This is a genomic window from Janthinobacterium sp. NKUCC08_JDC (assembly GCF_019345575.1).
Lineage (GTDB): Bacteria > Pseudomonadota > Gammaproteobacteria > Burkholderiales > Burkholderiaceae_D > Janthinobacterium > Janthinobacterium aestuarii.
This window is the reverse complement of record NZ_JAHKQW010000006.1, coordinates 161,606-179,206: the sequence shown is the minus strand read 5'-3', so window position 1 is coordinate 179,206 and position 17,601 is coordinate 161,606. Positions and strand designations below refer to the sequence as shown.

The window sequence follows — 17,601 nt, the reverse complement described above, 5'->3', positions numbered from 1 at the left end:
TTTTTGCGTGCGCCGCCGTCCGCTCACGCATCGACCGCGACCAGCCCCGCCGCGGCCGCCATCGGCAGCCACAGCATCGTGTCGGCCAGCACTTCGTCCGGCGCCCTGCCACTGGACTGCGCCGCCTGCCGCGCGCATTGCGCCAGCGCCGCGCCGCCGGCCAGCGCTTGCAGGCAGTAGAACTGCCACGGCGGCAACTCCTGCATGGCAAGCCGGTAATGCAGGCGCGAGATGGCGACAAAGGCGGGAGCGGCCACGGGCTGGGCCGGCACGGCGTCGTCGGGCGCCGCTTGCGCCTGCTGCCAGAAAGCACACAGGGGGAACGACAGCGCCAGCAGCCGCGTGCACGGCGCCAGGCGCCAGGCCGGCGCCATTCCCAGCATCAAGTCCAGGCCGGAAGGCAAGATTGGCGGCGGCCGTTTTTCCAGCCCCGGCGCCCTGCCCGCTTCGCTGCGCGCCCGCTCCAGCTGCGCCAGTTCGACGGCAAAGCGCAAGGCGTCTCCCTGTGCCCCGGCGCCACGCTGGCTGGCGGCGAGAAAATCGGCAAAACCGCCGCCCAGGTCATACAAGGTAGGCGAAGCGGACGGGTGGCGCCACACATAGGCGCGGGCAAAGAAGGCGAACAGCTCGTCGCCCATGACCTTGCGCAAGACGGGATAGTCGGCCTGCAGGCATTCGAGCAGGCGCTGCACGTAGCCGTCCGCATGGATGTGCAGCGGCGCAGGTCCGCCCTGCGCCCGTTTCAACACTTGCTCCTGCGTCAGGCCGTGGCGCTCGCTGGCCAGCTGCGCGCCGTGCACGGCGCCGCCGGGCGCCGTCATGGCCGTCAGGAACCAGGCCTGCAATTGCGCCAGCGGCGTGTTGGCATCCCCGGCGGCGTTACGGCGCATGGGCCGCCTCCAGGTGAAAGCCCAGCGGCGTGGAGACGGCGGCGGCAACCTTGGCTGGCGCGGCGTCCGCGAATTCGCCCCGCACCGCCGCGCGCGCCTTGTCCAGTTCGGCCAGCAGCTGCGGATACGGGGGAATCTCCGCATCCCATTCCAGCAGGGCCGACACGCCGCCCGTCAGCTGCTGCGCCAGCGCGTACAGGCGCCAGACGGCGGCCGGCACGGGCGCATCGTGGGTATCGATCAGCATGGCGCCGCAGACGGTCGGCCCGGCCAGGTGGATCTGCACGATGTGGTCGTGCGGCAGCTGGCGGATATAGGCGGCCGCGTCATAGCCGTGGTTATGCGCGCTGACATGGACATTATTAACGTCGAGCAAGAGCCCGCAACCCGTGTCCTCGGCCAGGCGCCCCAGGAATTCCCATTCCGGCATGCTGGACTGGGCAAACTCCACGTAGGTGCTGGGGTTTTCCAGGATCAGGGGACGGCCGAGGAATTCCTGCACCTGCCGCACGCGCGCACCCACGTGGCGCAGGCTGGCCTCGTCCAGCGGCAGCGGCAGCAGGTCGTGGCTGTTGAGCGAGGCGGCGCCCGTCCAGCACAGGTGGTCGGAAATCCACATGGGCCGGATCTCGGCGGCCAGCTGGCGCAGCTTGCGCAGGTAGGCCAGGCTCAGGGGATCGCTGCTGCCGATCGACAGCGACACGCCATGCATGACGATGGGCACCTGCGCCGCCACCTGCTCGAGCACGTGGCGCGCATAGCCGTGGTTGTCGATGAAATTCTCGCTGATGATCTCGAACCAGTCCACCTGCGGCCCGTGGCGCAGGATGTGCTCATAGTGCGGCGGGCGCAGCCCCACGCCCAGGCCCAGGTTCGGTAGGCCCAGGCGCGGCCGCGCCTCGTGCAGGATGCCCCGCATCAGGTCGACGGCGGCAAGGCCAGGCGCAGGTCGGTGGGCGCCGGCGGCGCTCCCACCGGCGTGCCGCGCGCCGCCATCACCTTGCCGTAGGCTTCCCAGGCCTTGTCATAGACGTTGTCGCCCAGCGTAAAGCTCATGGTCTGGCCCAGAGGCTTGCTGCGGTGCTCGGGCGCGGGGCCGAAATCGTACAGGATCATGGTGGCGGGCTCGGGCGGTTCCTTGCCCGTGGTGTTCGGATACAGCTGCGAGGCCGAAATCGGCACGGCGCAGCCGCCGAAGCTCGCGCATTTGTTGTCGCTGGGCGCGCTGTAGACTTTATCGTCCGCCGGCGGAGGTGGCGGCACATAGCATGGCGAGCCCGGCGCTGCGGCGGCCTTGACCGAATGGCCGCAGGAGGAGCCGCCCGTGTCGGCCTGGGCAAAGCCGCAGCCGCCCTGGGCGTGGCAGCCGTTGGAGCCGCGGCACGTATGGTAGACGGCCAGCGCGGCGCAGGTGGACGACGCTTCGCCCTCGAGGTGCATGCCCTGGCAGGCGTGGTACAGCACGCTCTTGTCGGCCAGCGGCACGCCCGTCGCCAGGTTTGGCGCCTGGCCCAGCACGGCCCAGCAGATGGCCATGCGGTCGCCCGCGCCCACCATCGACGGATACGGGAAGTCCAGTTGCTGGTTCAGCCAGTACTGGTCCAGCACGGAAGTGATGCCGTAGATGGCGCCCGTGGCCACCGTGCTCAGCATTCCCAAGGTGCCGCTGGTATCCTTCAGGCGGTTCAGGGCGCCCGCCACGTCGGCCGGCGCGGGCATGTTCTTCGGTGCGGTGGCCGGATTGTAGCGCTCGTTGGTCAGCATGGCTTCGCTCCAGCGCTGGCCTTCCCTGTGCCAGCCGGCCCAGGTCTTCACGGGCAGCATGGACTTGACTTGGCCGAAGCGCTCGTAATGGTCGAACGGGGCGCTGTCGTGGCGCGCCTGCGCGTCGCGCGATTCGGCCTCCTTGCCATTGTTCGCGTAGGACGGGTAATCGCACTGCAAAGCGGCCAGGTCTTCGCGGTAGTCGGGCTGCACGGCCATCAGGCGCTGCGCCGCGTCGCGCCGGTAGCGCTGGATGGCCGCTTCGCTGCCCTCGCCCTGGTCCGTGATGGCCGCCATCATGTCGATGGCCTTGTTGAACGAGCCCGTCTGGCCGCTATCCTGATCCTGCGGGCCGAAGCAGGTGTCGAAGCGGGGAAATTCCGCCCGCGCATGGCCCTGGACCCGGCTGTTGAACATGTCTTGCTGCACCGAGCCGTTGACGAACAGTTTTTGCCACAGGGTCTGGCCATCCGTGTATTCGATGCTGATGTAGCGCGCATAGCATTCGTACATGTAGCCGATGGTGCCGAACAGGGGCAGATCGTGCACGTGCTTGCCCGGCGTCCAGCCCGGCAGCGGCACTTCCGGGAAGTATTTCGTGTGGTCCTGGCTGTCGAACTCGGCCAGTTGCGCGCGGGCCTGCTGTTCCGGTTGCTCGATGGCGAGGAACAGGTCACACTGGTTGTCGTTCAGTTCTTCCAGGTTGACGCGCACGTGGCGGTAGCCGGACGTGTCCTGCAAGTCGACGATGTGCGGGATCACGGTGCAGTGCTCGCCATAGCAGGTCCAGCCGTGGTCCTGCGATTGCAGCTCCGACCCCGTGAAGCATGGTGCCGTGCCGATGGCCGTGGCCAGGTTGGCCGCCATCTGCAGGTGCAGCATTTCCTGGATGAAGACGCTGAAGATGATATTGAAGGCTTTCTGCTCGGCCAGTTCGGGGCGTGCCGTCGTGCCCATGCCCGGCCACTGGCGGCCTTCGTAATACGTGATGCCTTTCGAGTTGATCTGGTGCGTGCCCTGGATCGAATACATGGTGGCCATGTACAGGGGTATGGTGAACAGTTCCACGCTGACGGCCGCCTGGGCGATGGCGCGCACGGCCGCCGTGTCGGTGGCCAGCATGTCGAGCGGACGGTTGCTGATGGCGGGCTGGGTGCTTCCTAAAACGGGCATTTTCATTCTGTCTCTCCACAGGAAGGATGCGTTTCGGATATCGGGCCGCACCGCGCCATCTGCGCGCGCTGATTACGGCAAGAAATCATACGCCTGGGAAAGATACTTTTGCGGCAAGATTTATGTGCTGATCAAGGGTCAATGCAGACCGCCTTACACCGTGAAAATAGGCGTTTTCAGCTGCCATTCGATGACAATTGAATAGAATCGGCAAAAGCTGTGCGTGTATAAGCGCCGCACCGGCAGGCGCCGGCGCGTGGCTTGCATGGTGATAGTCAGGCGGCCGGCGGCGGCTGGAAGGCGCAGAAACCGGGCCATTGCTCGCGGCTGTCGCACACTTTCAGGCAGCCTTTGTTGTCCTTGAACGTGGCGACAACCTTGATGGGAAAACCATAGTGTGGCGTGGTGGCCAGGAAGGCGGATGAGCAGCTTTGCTCGTTGCTGAAGCGGAAAGTGATTTCTTCGCGGCGGCCCTTGCGCTCAAAGCTCAGCATGAAGGTTTCATTGCTGTTCCACTGCGCCTTGCCAGGCACGCGGAAGCGGTAGCGCGGGTTGCCCGGCTGCTGGCCATCCAGTTTCTGGCCAAAGACGCGGCTGCTGGCCGTCGCCGTCTCGATCTTGGCAACCGGATACACGACGCCAAAGATATAGGTACCGGCAAACCCCTGGTCGAAGCCGAGTCCCTTCTGGTAAAACGGCACGACGATGTGCGGCGCGCCCGTGTACTCGACGGAATTGCGCGCCGTCACGCGCGACGTCAGCTTGTCATCGGGCTCTTTGCCGAAGACCACGTCCAGTTCCAGCAAGGCTTGTTGCTTGTCGATATCTTGCGCCAGATAATCCTTGGGGAACGTTTCGCCGTGCACGCAGCCGGCCAGCAAGGAGGCGGCGCAGCAGCCGGCGATCAGTTTAGATATTGTCATGGCTGTTTTCCTTCCGGCGGCGCGGAAATGAGGCCCAGCCCCGTCACTTGCAAGCCGTTCTTGCCTTGTTTCCATTGAAATTGCTGGCCGAACCAGGCCAGTTCCAGCTCGCGCCGGATACGGATCGAATCCGTGCGGCCCTTGCCCGCCTTGATGGCGGCGCTCGCCTGCGCGGAAGCGGCATCAGACAAAGGTTTGAGCCACCGTTGATAGGTGTCTGGCGGCAAGGCCAGCACGCCAGCGACGCCGTCATCGCGCGTGGCAACGATGATCCCCACCTTCGTCAGCGCATTCGTCAGATAGGCGCCGCGCCGCCCGTCGGGCGAGACGGAAACCAGCATGGCACGCGGATAGTCGCCGCTGACGTTGCCCGGCACGTCAAACCACAGCAGTTCGCCCGTGCCCGTATCAAGCGCGCGGCCGTCGCGGGGAAACAGCAGCATCTCGGGACGGCCAGGTTGCGGCACGCCCCATTCGGGGTCGCGTTCCGTGCGCACCATGTTGTCGCGCTGCAAGGGACTGATGGGGCGCATCAGCGGTTCGCCATTCTGCACGCCGATCAGTATCGTGCCCTGGCCCGTATAGCCCTTGGTAAAGGCCAGCAGCATGGGCTGGCCTTCGCGCGTGGCCTTGATGGGCCGCACTTCCACCACTTCGCGCGCGCCGCCGGGCCAGTAGCCGTGCCGGCGGAAAGACAAGGTGACGAGAGCGTCGTAACGGCCATTCGTGACGGCAAAGTCGCCGTATTGCCTGACCACCGGCATGTTGGGGGTCTGCGCCTGTGCGGCGGGCCAGATGGCGGCAAGCAGGCTGGCGGCGGCCGCCAGGCGGCATAAAGAGAGGGACAGCATGGCATCCTGTAAAGGTCGCACTGGGCGAAGAATCAGAATTCTAAACGATTCCTCGCCAGCAACACTGCCCAATTGGAAACATCAACGGCGCTGGATTTCGATCAGCTCGATCTCGAACAGCTTCGGCCACAGTTTGCCCGTGACAAACAAGCGTTTGCCCCGTGCATCCCAGGCGATACCGTTGAGCACGGCATCGGGATTGGCCGTGCCCCGCTGTTCCGGCGGCAGCAAGCCTGTCAGGTCGATCCAGCCGACAACTTTACCGCTGGCCGGATCGATGCGGGCGATCACGTCCGCGCCCCACACATTGGCGTACAGCTCGCCGTCGACCATTTCCAGTTCGTTCAGGCGCTCGATGGGGCGGCCTTCCGCCTTCACCTCGAAACGGCGCACCTCGGCCAGGGTCTTCGGATTGAGCACGCGGATGGTGGAGCTGCCGTCACTCATGTAGACGAATTTGCCGTCGCTGGCCAGGCCCCAGCCTTCGCCCTGGTAGCTGAAGGTGCGCTTGAGCTTGAAGGTTTTCTGGTCGAACACATAGCCGGTCTTCGACACCCAGGTCAGGCCGAGGATTTCATCGTCCACGTCCGTGATGCCTTCGCCGAACACTTTTTTGTCGAGCATGCTTTTCTGCAAGACCTTGCCCGTCGTCAATTCCACCTTGCGCAAGGAAGACTGGCCGTTCTGGCCCGTGCTTTCATACAGATGGCCATCCTTGAACAGCAAACCCTGGGTAAATGCTTGGGGGTCGTGCGGATAGGTATTCTTGACGAAATAGCCATACACGGGGATGGCGGCCTGGGCATAGCCCATTTCGCTCATCAGTCCCACCGTGCATAACAATCCGAGCAGCAGCGAGCCTGCCGTGCGTTTCAGTCTGGTTTTACCTGTGTTCTTCATATGCTTGGCGGTGGTTGGCGAGCGGCTATTGTAATCGCCCGGGCTGCGCCATGCGCACCCTGACGAGCTCGAGCCAGGCGCGGGCGGCAAACGACAGCCGCCCTCCGCGGCGCCAGGCCAGCATCAGATTCCACTCCACGGGCGGGCCATCGAGGGGAATGACTGTAAATTGCGTTTGATCCAGAGTATCGCAGTACATCTTCGGCAGCAGGCAGATGCCCACGCCCAGCTGTACCAGCGAGGCAATAAAATCCCACTGCCCGCTGCGGCCCGTGATGCGCGGGGCGAAACCGGCCCGCTGGCAAGCATCTAGCACGATGTCGTTCAGGGCAAACGCGGCGCCGTAGAATATGAAGGGACTGTCGGCCAGCTCGGCCAGGGCCACGGAAGCGCGTCCTTGCCACGGCGAGCCGGGCGCGGCCAGCAGGCACAGCGGCGAGCGCACGAGGGGCAAGGCTTCGAAATCCTGCCACGTGGCCGCATTGCCCGGGTAATCGAGCATGGTGCCCAGTTCCACCGTGCCTGTGCGCAAGTCGCGCTCGATCGCCTGTGTGCCGCTTTCATACATCTTCAGCTCGATACCGGGATAGCGCTGGTGGTACTCGGCCAGCCACGGCGCCAAGGTCGAGTGCGTTTGCGGCGACACGCCAACGCGCAGTTCCCCCCGTTCCAGCTGCTGCAGGTCGCGCAATTCCACCTTCAGTTCCGCGTGCAGGGCCAGCAATTCATGCGCGCGCGACAGCACCACCTTGCCCGCGTCCGTCAGGGTAAAACGTTTACCGGCCCGATCGAGCAAGGCCAGGTCCAGCGACTGTTCCAGCTGGGCGATCATCTTGCTGACGGTGGGCTGCGTCACGTGCAGCTTGGCGGCCGCGCGCGTAAAACTGGCTTGCTCGACAACTTCGACGAAGTAGCGCAAGGAGCGGATATCCATGATGCATTCCAAACTCGAATGATAATCATGAGTTTAAGTCATTTTATCTTTTGATGCGGGGTCCCTACAATGAAACCTTCCCCCTGCCGTTTGAAAGCCCGCCGTGAAAGCCGTCCCTTATTCCACCACCGCCCCACTCTCCGTCCCTGCCTGGCGCCAGCCCGCGCAGACCGTGTGGCAAGTGGGCATCTTGATCGCAGCCTGGTGGCTGGCCGACGAGGCCGCTTCTGCCCTGCACTTGCCGTTTTCCGGCGGCGTGGTCGGCCTGTTCGTGTTGGTGGCCTTGCTGCTGGCCGGCTGGGTGCGGCCTGCCGCCATCGAATTGGGCGCGAACTGGCTGCTGGCCAATATGCTGCTGTTCTTTATCCCGCTGGTCGTGTCGGTGGTGCAATTTACGCAGCTGTTGAAGTCACAGGGTGTAATGCTGTTCGTAAATATCGGTCTGGGCTTTGCCAGCGTAATGCTGGCCACGGCCTTCACCGTCGAATGGGTGTGCGGCTTTGAGCGCAAGCTGCGCCTGCAAAAACTGCTGCGCCAGCGCGCAGCCAGGGCAGCAGCATGAGCACTTTGCTCCTGTCCCTGCTGTTCTTGCTGCTGACCCTGGTGCTGTTCTACGCCAACCAGGCGCTGCATCGCCGCCATCCGCACTTCTTGCTCACGCCCGCCATCTGCACCTCGGCGTTACTGATCGTCATCGTGCAGGCCACCTCGACGCCGTTCGCCACGTATTTCGGCGAGACGCGCTGGCTGCCGTGGCTGCTGGGACCGGCCACCATCGCCTTCGCGCTCCCGATCTTCCAGGAGCGCAAGCTGATCCGCAAACACTGGCTGGCCCTGTCGCTGGGCAGCTGCGCCGGCATCGTCGCGTCGGTCGCCGCTACCCTGCTGCTGGACCGCTTGCTGGGCGTGCATGGCGACATGGCGCGCAGCCTGCTGGCCCGTTCCGTGTCGACGCCGTTCGCGCTGGAAGCGTCGCGCCACATGGGCGGCTCGGCCCAGCTGACGGGTATCTTCGTCGTCATGACGGGCCTGTTCGGCCTGATGCTGGGCAAACCACTGCTGAAACTGCTGCCCTTGCGCATGCGCATCGCCCGTGGCGCCCCGTATGGCGCCGCCGCGCACGGCTTTGGCCTCTCCGTGGCGCGCCGGGTCGGCACGGAAGAAGGCGCCGTGGCCAGCCTGACGATGATTTTTTCCGGTGTCGTGACGGTGCTGCTGGCGCCGCTGCTGGGCAGATTATTGGGCTAGGGTTCCCTCGGCGCGATTGCGGCAGGTCAAAGCGGCAAGCGCGGGTTGGGCGATAGTGTGCGGACTCCCGTTCGCCCACCCTCCCGGAAACCCTATGGCAAGCACATCCAATCCAGGGCCGCAGGCCCTGCAAGTCGACTATTTTTCCGCCAGCGACCAGTTCCTGTTCACGCAGACGGCCGCCGATCTGCTGGAGCAGCAGGCCAATCTCGACCTTGATGCCCAAGTCGATGCCGGCCTGGCCTACCAGGTCAGCCAGTTCCAGTCGCAAATGAAGAGCCGCGCGATGACCGCCGGCGACCGCATCTTGCCCGCCTACATCGGTTTGCTGAGCCAGGCGACGGCCTTTGCCGCGCTATGGAACGCCGCCTACCAGCTGCAACGGCCCCGGCTGGCGCAAGCGGCGCTGGATGCCGGCACACGCGCCGACATCGCGCAGGTCTACCGGCAACTGGCCGTGCAATCGGGGCACATCAACCAGCAAGCCCAGGCGCTGACGGGCGACATGCGCGTCATCGCCGGCGAACTGGCGCCGCTCAACGCGGGCTTCAATACGGCGCTGTCCGCCACCATCGCCGCCCTCGGCGCCGCCGCCAGCGCGTCATCGGCCAGCATCGACCAGCTGAAAGCCGCCATCAACACGAATATCGCCGATATCGTCGCCGGCGCCAACAAGACGGGCGCTGCCGTCACGGAATTGATCGTCAAGACCATGACCACCATCAGCGATGCCCAGGGTGATGGAAAGACCGCGCCATCGGGCGACTTCGTGGTGCAAGGCATCGATGCGGCGGAACAGGGCGTGGCCGAGACGGCCCAGGCCCGCGCGGCCCTGAACGCCAACAATGCCCTGCTGGCCAGCGCCTACCAGCAGCTGGCCGGCGCCGATGCGCTGGTGGCCGTGGCCAAGGTGGTGCAGGTACAGAACAGCCAGTTCAGCAGCGCCTTTCACAACGCACTCGACACGGCCCAGGTACTGACCGAGGACTGGGGCCAGTCGCCGCAAGCACCGCCAGCGACGGGCGTCAGCGCCGGTCTGGCCGCCTTTGCCGATGCCGTCGCCGGCATGGCCAGCAGCGCCGACGCCGAAACGCTGGGCGGGCAGCTCGACTACGCCAACACGGCGTGGCAGCTGCTGGCCGCCAGCCTGGCGCCGCTGGAGCAAGCCATGACAGGCGCTTCCTGAACGGTGCGCCACCGCTTGTTTATCCGACCGCCCACACAATGACCCATCCGACCAGGAGCCGCGCATGTCGAATCAAAACCAGGCAGCACAAGGCATCAGCACCGCCAACAAATCGCAGTGTTCACAAGCGCTGCTGATACAAACCTACGCCAACAGCATCAACGAGCAGCCCAGCGTGGATTTTTCGGGCGACGCCAATTTGCTGAAATACCAGTCGCAAATCAACGATGGCCTGGGCCAGGCGCAAACCCACGCCACGGCCTACCTGAATGTCATCCAGCCCACGATCATTGCCAACATCGCCAATATCGGCAATTACTACGCGCTCAACAACGCCGTGCTGACGGCCTTGCCAACCGGCTCGACCGAGGCGCAATGGATCGCCACCCTGACGGCGCTGCAACAGCAATCCCAACAATACCAGACGGCCGCGAATGGCGTCGTCAGCGCCCTGCAGACCTTGCACGACAACCTGACCACGGATTCCGCCTCGTTTTCCACCACCGTCAGCGACTTGAACGCGGCCGTGAATGGCGACAATGGCGTGCTCAGCTCCATCAACAGCCAGCTCAGCACCATCCAGGGGCAGATCGACGGCGCCATTGCCGGCACCGTGCTGAGCGGGCTGGCCATCGTCGGCGGCACCTTCATGGTCGTCGTCGGCGGCGTGGCCGATTTCGTCACGGCAGGCACGTCGACGCCGCTGGTGGTGGCCGGTGTGGCCGTCGTGGCCGCCGGCATAGGCGGCGAAGTGGCGTCGGCCATCACGCTGAAAAACCTCAACGATGAAAAGGCGACCCTGCTGGGGCAGGAAGCGTCGCTGACGGCCGAAGTCAAGCTGGCCACGGGCATCAGCAGCGGCTATGCCAGCCTGTCGAACCAGGTGCAGGCGGCCGTGCAATCGGCCACGCAGATGGAAAACGCGTGGGAATTTCTCAGCAGCGACCTCGGCAGCCTGATCAGCGACCTCCAGCAAGGCATACAAAACACGGACACCATCCGCACCCTGTTCCTGACGGCCGCCAACACGGAAATGCAAGCCGTCACCACGGACATCACCACCATCAAGGGCCAGATGACAGGCGTCACGAGCATCGTCGCACCCAAGGGCCAGACGGTGGGCGAAGCGGCCGTTGCCGCGGCGGCGTGAGCGCCATGGCCGGCCTGCTGACGCAAACCCTCGCCAACCTGCTGGCCGCGCAACAGCAGATCGCGGTCCTCGGTGGCTTGCCGCCAGCCGCCCAGCAGATCCAGGCCGGATGCAATGCCTTGATCCAGCCCATGGTGATGCAGACGCGCGCACTGCAACAGGCTGTTGCCGCCCTCGTCCAGGCGGCAACGCCGCAGCTGGCGCAAGTGCAAAGCATGCTGTCGGCGCAGGCGCCGCTGCCCGATATCAAGGCGGCCATGTCGGCCCTGCAGCAGCAGGCACAGCAGCTGCAGGGCACGGCCAATGGCACGGCCGGCACGCTAACGGCGCAAACGGCGCAATTGATGGGCTATTTCAACCAGCTCGCAGGTGTCGAAGCGAGTTTGCAAAGCCAGGTCACAAGCTTGCAGGGACAACTGGGCGACGCGCAAAGCGAACTCGATGCGGCGCAGAAGCGCTATTACTATCTGCTGGCGCTGGGTCCTTTCGGCCTCGTCGGCCTGGCCGTGGCGCTGGGCCTGTACTTGAAATGGAAGTCCGATGTCAGCGACCTGCAAGGCCAGATCGGCGGCTTGAATGGCCAGATCGGCGCCTTCAATGGCATGAAGGCGGCGTGCCAGCAGCTGGGCACGGATTGCCAGGGCCTCGCCGCCAGCATTTCGGGCGTGCGCAATGCCGTCAATTTTCTCGTCAGCGACTTGTTCGAGGTCAGCGGCGACCTGGACGCGGGCGACGCCGCGGTCGTCATTGCCCTGATGGCGACGGCCGCCAGCACGGAACTGGCCACCCTGGGCACGGATGCGGCTTGAGCCGCCTGAGGTCCATTGCTTGCAGGGACTGACGGCACGGGCGTTTATCGGGGATAATACGTCTTTCCCCTTGCCAGCACCCGCGCCACGATGAAATACCCTGCAGTTCAGCCTTTCAGCGACATCCTGCCCCGCTTGAGCGAGTTCGATGCCATCATCGATGCGCGCAGCCCGTCCGAGTTCGCGGAAGACCACTTGCCGGGCGCCATCAACCTGCCCGTGCTCAACGACGAACAGCGCGTGCGCGTGGGCACCTTATACAAGCAGACTAGCGCGTTTGAAGCGAAGAAGCTGGGCGCGGCGCTGGTGGCGAAGAATATTGCGCGGCATATCGAAGACGGTTTGCTCGGTCATCCGCAGCACTGGAAACCGCTCGTCTATTGCTGGCGCGGCGGCAACCGCAGCGGCGCCATGGCGCACATCCTCGCGCGCATCGGCTGGCCCGTCACGCAGCTCGAGGGCGGCTACAAGGATTACCGGCGCCACGTGAACGCCGAGCTGGCCACCCTGCCCGAGCGCTTCGACTTCATCAATGTGCTGTGCGGCCCCACGGGCAGCGGCAAGAGCCGTTTGCTGCAAGTGCTGGACACGCAAGGCGCGCAAGTGATCGACCTGGAGCAATTGGCGGCCCACCGCGGTTCCGTGCTGGGCGGCTTGCCCGAGGAAGACCAGCCATCGCAAAAAGCGTTTGAAAGCGCGCTATGGCAGCAACTGCGCACTTTCGACCCGCAGCAGCCCGTGTTCATCGAATCGGAAAGCAAGAAGGTGGGCCGTTTGCGCGTGCCCGATGCGCTGATGGACAAGATGCGCGCGGCCGATTGCACGGACGTGCGCCTGGCCACGGACCAGCGCGTGCAATTGCTGATGCAGGACTATGCGCATTTCGTCGGCGACCCGGCCCGCCTGAACGTGCAGCTGGCCCTGCTGACGCAGCTGCATGGCAAGGAAAAAATTGCCCACTGGCAGCAACTGGCCACCTCTGGCCGCATGGCCGAGCTGGTGGAAGAATTGCTGGTCCAGCATTACGACCCCGTCTACCGCCAGTCGATCGCCCGCAACTTCAGCCGCTACGCCCAGGCGACGCCGCTGGTGCTGCCCGACATTTCAGAGCATGCCTTTGAGCAAGCCGCACGCGCATTATGTGCTATCGTCGGCGGCAACCGTACCGCCAGCGCCGCGTGATGCCTGGCTTGCCACCCAATTACTTATTTCAGCAGGATGAAGACCATGTCCGATAGCGCAGCAACACCTAATACACCGATCCGATTGACCGAATTTGCCCATGGCGGCGGCTGCGGCTGCAAAATTGCGCCGGGCGTGCTGGCCGACATTTTAAAGGGCAGCGGCGGCTTTCCCCTGCCGAAGGAATTGCTGGTCGGCATAGAAACCTCGGATGATGCGGCCGTCTACCAGCTCAACGACGAGCAGGCACTGATCGCCACGACGGATTTCTTTATGCCCATCGTCGACGATCCGTTCGACTTCGGCCGCATCGCCGCCACGAACGCCATTTCCGACGTGTACGCCATGGGCGGCACGCCCATCATGGCCTTGGCCCTGGTCGGCATGCCGATCAACAAGCTGCCGGTGGAAACCATCGGCCTCATATTAAAAGGTGGCGAAACCATCTGCGCCCAGGCCGGCATCCCCATCGCGGGCGGCCACACCATCGATTCCGTCGAGCCGATCTATGGCCTCGTCGTGCTGGGCCTGGTCCACCCGTCGCAGGTAAAACGCAATGCGGGCGCGCGCGCCGGCGACAAACTGGTATTGGGCAAGCCGATCGGCGTGGGCATCCTGTCGGCCGCGCTGAAGAAGAATGCACTCGATGCGGGCGGTTACGCATCCCTGATCGACAACACCACCAAATTGAATACCCCGGGCAAGAAACTGGCCCTGCTCGATGGCGTGCATGCGCTGACGGATGTGACGGGCTTCGGCTTGCTGGGCCATACCCTGGAACTGGCGCGCGGCGCCAAGTTGCAGGCGCGCATCACCATGGATGCCGTGCCGCTGCTGCCGCAAGTGCAGCAACTGGCGCAAAACGGCAACATCACGGGCGCCTCCGGCCGCAACTGGCAGGGATATGGCGCGCAAGTGGCGCTGGCCAACAGCCTGAGCGCCATCGACAAGGCGATTCTGACGGACCCGCAAACGGCCGGCCCCCTGCTGGTGGCCTGCGCGCCGGAAGCCGTCGAGCAAGTGCTGGCGATTTTCCGCGCAGAAGGCTTTGCCGACGCCACAGTGATTGGCGACGTGCTGGAAGGCACGACCGGGGTTTCCGTATTTTAATGAACAATTTTTTAAAGGCAGTCCCATGACCACATTCTCGAAATTTCCCGCCATCCTGGCCACCGTCGCCGCCACCCTGGCCATCCACAGCGGCCTGGCGCAAGCGCAGCAAGTGTTGCGCGTGTCCGCCATTCCCGACGAAGCGCCGACGGAATTGCAGCGCAAGTTCAAGCCGCTGGGCAGCTACCTGGAGAAAAAGCTGGGCATGAAAGTGGAATTTACGCCCGTCACCGATTATGCGGCCTCCGTGGAAGGCTTGATCAATAACAAGCTCGACATGGTCTGGTTCGGCGGTTTTACTTTCGTGCAAGCGAACGTGCGCAGCGGCGGCAAGATCGTCCCGCTGGTGCAGCGCGAGGAAGACACGAAATTCCGCTCGGTTTTTGTGACCACCAGCAAGGACATCAACCAGTTGTCGGACCTGAAAGGCAAGAATTTCACGTTCGGTTCGGAATCGTCGACCTCGGGCCACTTGATGCCACGCTACTACTTACTGGCAGCCAAGATCAATCCTGACACGGACATGAAGCGCATCGCGTTTTCCGGCGCGCATGACGCCACCGTGGCGGCAGTGGCCGGCGGCAAGGTCGATGCGGGCACCTTGAACATCTCCGTGTGGGAAAAACTGGTCGAAGCGAAAAAAGTCGACCCAAGCAAGGTACGCGTGTTCTACACGACACCCGGCTACTACGATTACAACTGGAGCGTGCGCGCCGACATGAACCCCGCCGTGCGCAAGAAACTGACGGACGCCTTCCTGGCGCTGGACCCATCTACGGCCGAAGGCAAGGAAATCCTCGAACTGCAGCGCGCCACCAAGTTCATCCCGACCAAGGCCGAGAACTACAAGGATATCGAAGCGGCCGCGCGCGATGCGAAGCTGTTGAAGTAACTTTATTGCCGAACCTGTCGGATTACGTCCTGCGGACTAATCCGACCTACGCTGTCCGTTGTATGGCGTAGGTCGGATTAGCGGCGCAGCCGCGTAATCCGACACCGCCCCAAAAAAAACCGAAACATCGCATGACATTCCAACTTCACAAGGTCAGCGTCCACCACGCGGGCGCGCCCGGCAATGCGCTGGCCCTGCGCGAACTCAGCCTGGACGTGGCCCAAGGTGAACAGATCGCCCTGATCGGCCCTTCCGGCGCTGGCAAGACCAGCTTGCTGCACACCCTGGCCTGCGCGCTGCGCCCGGAATCGGGTACATTGAACATTCTTGGCACTTCACCCTGGCAAGTCGCCAGCGCCGCGCGCCACCGCTTGCGCGCGCGCCTGTTCCTGGCGCCGCAGACGCCGCCGCTGCCGCCGCGCCAGCGGGTCGTCAACGCCGTGCTGGCGGGCCGCTTGCCGCAATGGAGTTTGTGGACGGCTATCCGCTCGCTGCTGGCGCCGGCCGATCCGCGCGCCGCGTGGGAAGCGCTCGGTAAATTCAACCTGCAAGACAAACTGTATGCGCGTGTCGACCGTCTGTCCGGCGGCGAACGCCAGCGCTGCGGCATGGCCCGCGCGCTCGTATCAAATGCGGAAGTGTTCCTCGTCGACGAACCCTTGTCCGCGCTCGATCCCACACTGGCTTTGCAGACGATCCATGTGCTGCAGGCCGAAGCGACGGAACGCAACGCTACCCTGATCTGCAGCCTGCACCAGGTGGAAATCGCCCGCGCCTGCTTTACGCGCATCGTCGCCCTGCGCGATGGCGAGATTGTCTTCGACTTGCCTGGCGCCAAGGTCAGCGACGCGATGATCGCAGCGCTGTACCGCAACAAGGCCGACCACGCGCTGCAATTCGAGGCCGTGGAAACAAATCTGGACGCCGCGAGGCCCCTTTGCTGAAGAGCAGCGCCATGCCGCGCGACCCCGCCTGGCGCGGCCGCCTGACCGGCGCTGCCGTCGTGCTGCTCGTGCTGTGGCCGATGCTGGTGCAGGCCGAATTCAAGCCGTGGATCTTATGGGATGCGCAAAGCCTGGCCGCCACCTGGCAATTCATCGCCAGCTTCGTGCCGCCCGCCCACTCGCTGGAATTCCTGCAACTGGTCGCCATATCCAGCTGGGAAACCATTGCCATGGCCACGGCCGGCATGGCGCTGGCCATGCTGGGCGCCATCCCACTGACCCTGCTGGTGACGGAGCGCCTGTCGATTTCGCGCATCGGCTCAGGCCGAGTGTCGCCGCTGGCTGCCAGCGTGCGCCACGCAGTGCGCGCGCTGCTGGTGCTGCTGCGCAGCGTGCCGGAACTGGTCTGGGCTTTATTATTAGTGCGCATCGTCGGCCTGGGACCGACGGCGGGCGTGATCGCCATTGCCCTCACCTATTGCGGCATGCTGGGCAAGGTCTACGCGGAAATCCTTGAATCGTCGGATGCGTCCGCCTGCAACGCCCTGCTCCACAATGGCAGCGGCAGATTACAAGCCTTGCTGTACGGCGCCCTGCCCGAGTCGGCCGCCGAACTGGTGTCGTACACGATTTACCGCTGGGAATGCGCGATCCGCGGCTCCGTCGTCATGGGTTTTGTCGGCGCGGGCGGCTTGGGCCAGCGCATGGATGAATCGATGAAGATGATGGCGGGCAGCGAACTGGCCACCATGCTGATGGTGTTCGTGCTGCTGGTGGCGGGCGCCGACGCCGTGTCCGCCATGCTGCGCCGGAGGCTGGCATGAAGCATCACCTTGACGCCATGCTGCCCACCCCGTCGCCCGTGCGCTGGTCGACCTGGGCCTTGCTGGCCGGCTTGCTGCTGCTGGTCATCGCCAGCTTCGCCACCCTGCCCCTGAAATGGGGCGAATTCTTCAGCGCCGACGCCGTGCGCACGAGCGCCGACTTCCTGTACGGCTTCGCCCCGCCCGAGCTGGCGCCGAACTTCCTCATGAAAGTGGGCGTCGCCACGTTCGAGACCCTGGCCATGTCGGCCATCGGCACGGTGATCGCGGCACTCGTGGGCGCGCTGCTGGCCCTGCCCGCCAGCGGCCGCTTTGGTCGCTTGGCGCGCAATGCCACGCGCGCGATACTCAACGTGCTGCGCTCGATTCCCGAACTGGTATGGGCTTCGATTCTGCTGATCGCCGCCGGCCTGGGCCCGTTCGCGGGCACCCTGGCGCTGGCGCTGCATACGATGGGCGTGCTGGGCCGATTGTTTGCCGATGCGTTTGAGAATTGCCCGCCCTTGCCCGCCGCCACCTTGCGCATCAATGGCGCGCGTCCTGCCGTGGCGTTCCTGTACGCCACCTTGCCCCAGTGCGGGCCGCAGATGATGTCGTACACCTTGTACCGCTGGGAAAACAATATCCGCGCCGCCGCCATTCTCGGCGTCGTCGGTGCTGGCGGCCTGGGGCAAATGCTGAAATACCATCTGTCGCTGTTCCAGATGCAAAACGCCGCTACCGTCATCGTCGCCATGCTGCTGATGGTGGCCGCCGTCGATGGCCTCAGCTACCTGCTGCGCCGCGCCATGACCCGTTAATTTTTTACTTTTCACAAGGAA

General features: G+C 64.4%; 18 protein-coding genes. 11 read left to right on the top strand and 7 right to left on the bottom strand.

Going from position 1 to position 17,601, the window contains the following annotated elements:
- Positions 1-23 precede the first annotated feature (23 nt).
- From KO538_RS16760 to KO538_RS16730, 7 genes are all read right to left on the bottom strand, one after another.
- Positions 24-890, bottom strand: a complete 867-nt coding sequence (locus KO538_RS16760; protein WP_219329022.1) for a DNA-binding domain-containing protein — start codon at positions 888-890, stop codon at positions 24-26.
- Entirely contained in the window at positions 880-1,809 is a 930-nt protein-coding gene (locus KO538_RS16755) for a DUF692 domain-containing protein (protein WP_219329021.1), read from the bottom strand. The genes KO538_RS16760 and KO538_RS16755 overlap by 11 nt, the downstream gene beginning before the upstream one ends.
- Positions 1,809-3,833: a ferritin-like protein gene (locus KO538_RS16750; RefSeq protein WP_219329020.1), complete on the bottom strand. Its 2,025-nt coding sequence runs from the start codon at positions 3,831-3,833 to the stop codon at positions 1,809-1,811. Before KO538_RS16750 ends, KO538_RS16755 begins: the two co-directional genes overlap by 1 nt.
- Positions 3,834-4,102: 269 nt before the next feature.
- Positions 4,103-4,750, bottom strand: coding sequence for a hypothetical protein (locus KO538_RS16745; protein WP_219329019.1), 648 nt, complete (start codon positions 4,748-4,750; stop codon positions 4,103-4,105).
- Complete coding sequence (locus KO538_RS16740) at positions 4,747-5,601, bottom strand: hypothetical protein (protein ID WP_051990890.1); 855 nt, start codon at positions 5,599-5,601, stop codon at positions 4,747-4,749. The genes KO538_RS16745 and KO538_RS16740 overlap by 4 nt, the downstream gene beginning before the upstream one ends.
- 81 nt (positions 5,602-5,682) lie before the next feature.
- Positions 5,683-6,501, bottom strand: a complete 819-nt coding sequence (locus KO538_RS16735; RefSeq protein ID WP_219329018.1) for a glutaminyl-peptide cyclotransferase — start codon at positions 6,499-6,501, stop codon at positions 5,683-5,685.
- Positions 6,502-6,526: 25 nt separating this feature from the next.
- On the bottom strand, positions 6,527-7,435 hold the full coding sequence (locus tag KO538_RS16730) for a LysR family transcriptional regulator (protein ID WP_219329017.1): 909 nt from the start codon (positions 7,433-7,435) through the stop codon (positions 6,527-6,529).
- Between the two features lie 103 nt (positions 7,436-7,538).
- Here KO538_RS16730 and KO538_RS16725 point away from each other — a divergent pair, with 103 nt between their 5' ends.
- The 11 genes from KO538_RS16725 to phnE all read left to right on the top strand — a co-directional run bounded on the left by KO538_RS16725 (position 7,539) and on the right by phnE (position 17,580).
- Positions 7,539-7,997, top strand: a complete 459-nt coding sequence (locus tag KO538_RS16725; RefSeq protein ID WP_219329016.1) for a CidA/LrgA family protein — start codon at positions 7,539-7,541, stop codon at positions 7,995-7,997.
- On the top strand, positions 7,994-8,683 hold the full coding sequence (locus KO538_RS16720; protein ID WP_219329015.1) for an LrgB family protein: 690 nt from the start codon (positions 7,994-7,996) through the stop codon (positions 8,681-8,683). Before KO538_RS16725 ends, KO538_RS16720 begins: the two co-directional genes overlap by 4 nt.
- Positions 8,684-8,777: 94 nt before the next feature.
- Positions 8,778-9,869, top strand: a complete 1,092-nt coding sequence (locus KO538_RS16715; protein WP_034748103.1) for an HBL/NHE enterotoxin family protein — start codon at positions 8,778-8,780, stop codon at positions 9,867-9,869.
- 64 nt (positions 9,870-9,933) lie between these two features.
- On the top strand, positions 9,934-11,019 hold the full coding sequence (locus KO538_RS16710) for an HBL/NHE enterotoxin family protein (RefSeq protein ID WP_219329014.1): 1,086 nt from the start codon (positions 9,934-9,936) through the stop codon (positions 11,017-11,019).
- Between the two features lie 5 nt (positions 11,020-11,024).
- On the top strand, positions 11,025-11,828 hold the full coding sequence (locus KO538_RS16705; protein WP_219329013.1) for a hypothetical protein: 804 nt from the start codon (positions 11,025-11,027) through the stop codon (positions 11,826-11,828).
- A gap of 90 nt (positions 11,829-11,918) precedes the next feature.
- Positions 11,919-13,010, top strand: a complete 1,092-nt coding sequence (gene mnmH / locus KO538_RS16700) for a tRNA 2-selenouridine(34) synthase MnmH (RefSeq protein ID WP_219329012.1) — start codon at positions 11,919-11,921, stop codon at positions 13,008-13,010.
- Between the two features lie 45 nt (positions 13,011-13,055).
- Complete coding sequence (selD, locus tag KO538_RS16695; protein ID WP_219329011.1) at positions 13,056-14,120, top strand: selenide, water dikinase SelD; 1,065 nt, start codon at positions 13,056-13,058, stop codon at positions 14,118-14,120.
- 25 nt (positions 14,121-14,145) lie between these two features.
- A complete protein-coding gene (locus KO538_RS16690; RefSeq protein ID WP_219329010.1) occupies positions 14,146-15,012 on the top strand; it encodes a putative selenate ABC transporter substrate-binding protein in 867 nt (288 codons plus the stop codon).
- A gap of 131 nt (positions 15,013-15,143) precedes the next feature.
- Positions 15,144-15,956 carry a phosphonate ABC transporter ATP-binding protein gene (locus KO538_RS16685; protein ID WP_219329009.1) on the top strand — a complete coding sequence of 271 codons (813 nt, stop codon included), beginning with the start codon at positions 15,144-15,146 and terminating at the stop codon, positions 15,954-15,956.
- Between the two features lie 11 nt (positions 15,957-15,967).
- Entirely contained in the window at positions 15,968-16,780 is an 813-nt protein-coding gene (locus KO538_RS16680) for an ABC transporter permease (RefSeq protein WP_072454139.1), read from the top strand.
- Positions 16,777-17,580 carry a phosphonate ABC transporter, permease protein PhnE gene (phnE, locus tag KO538_RS16675; protein WP_219329008.1) on the top strand — a complete coding sequence of 268 codons (804 nt, stop codon included), beginning with the start codon at positions 16,777-16,779 and terminating at the stop codon, positions 17,578-17,580. Before KO538_RS16680 ends, phnE begins: the two co-directional genes overlap by 4 nt.
- Positions 17,581-17,601 lie beyond the last annotated feature (21 nt).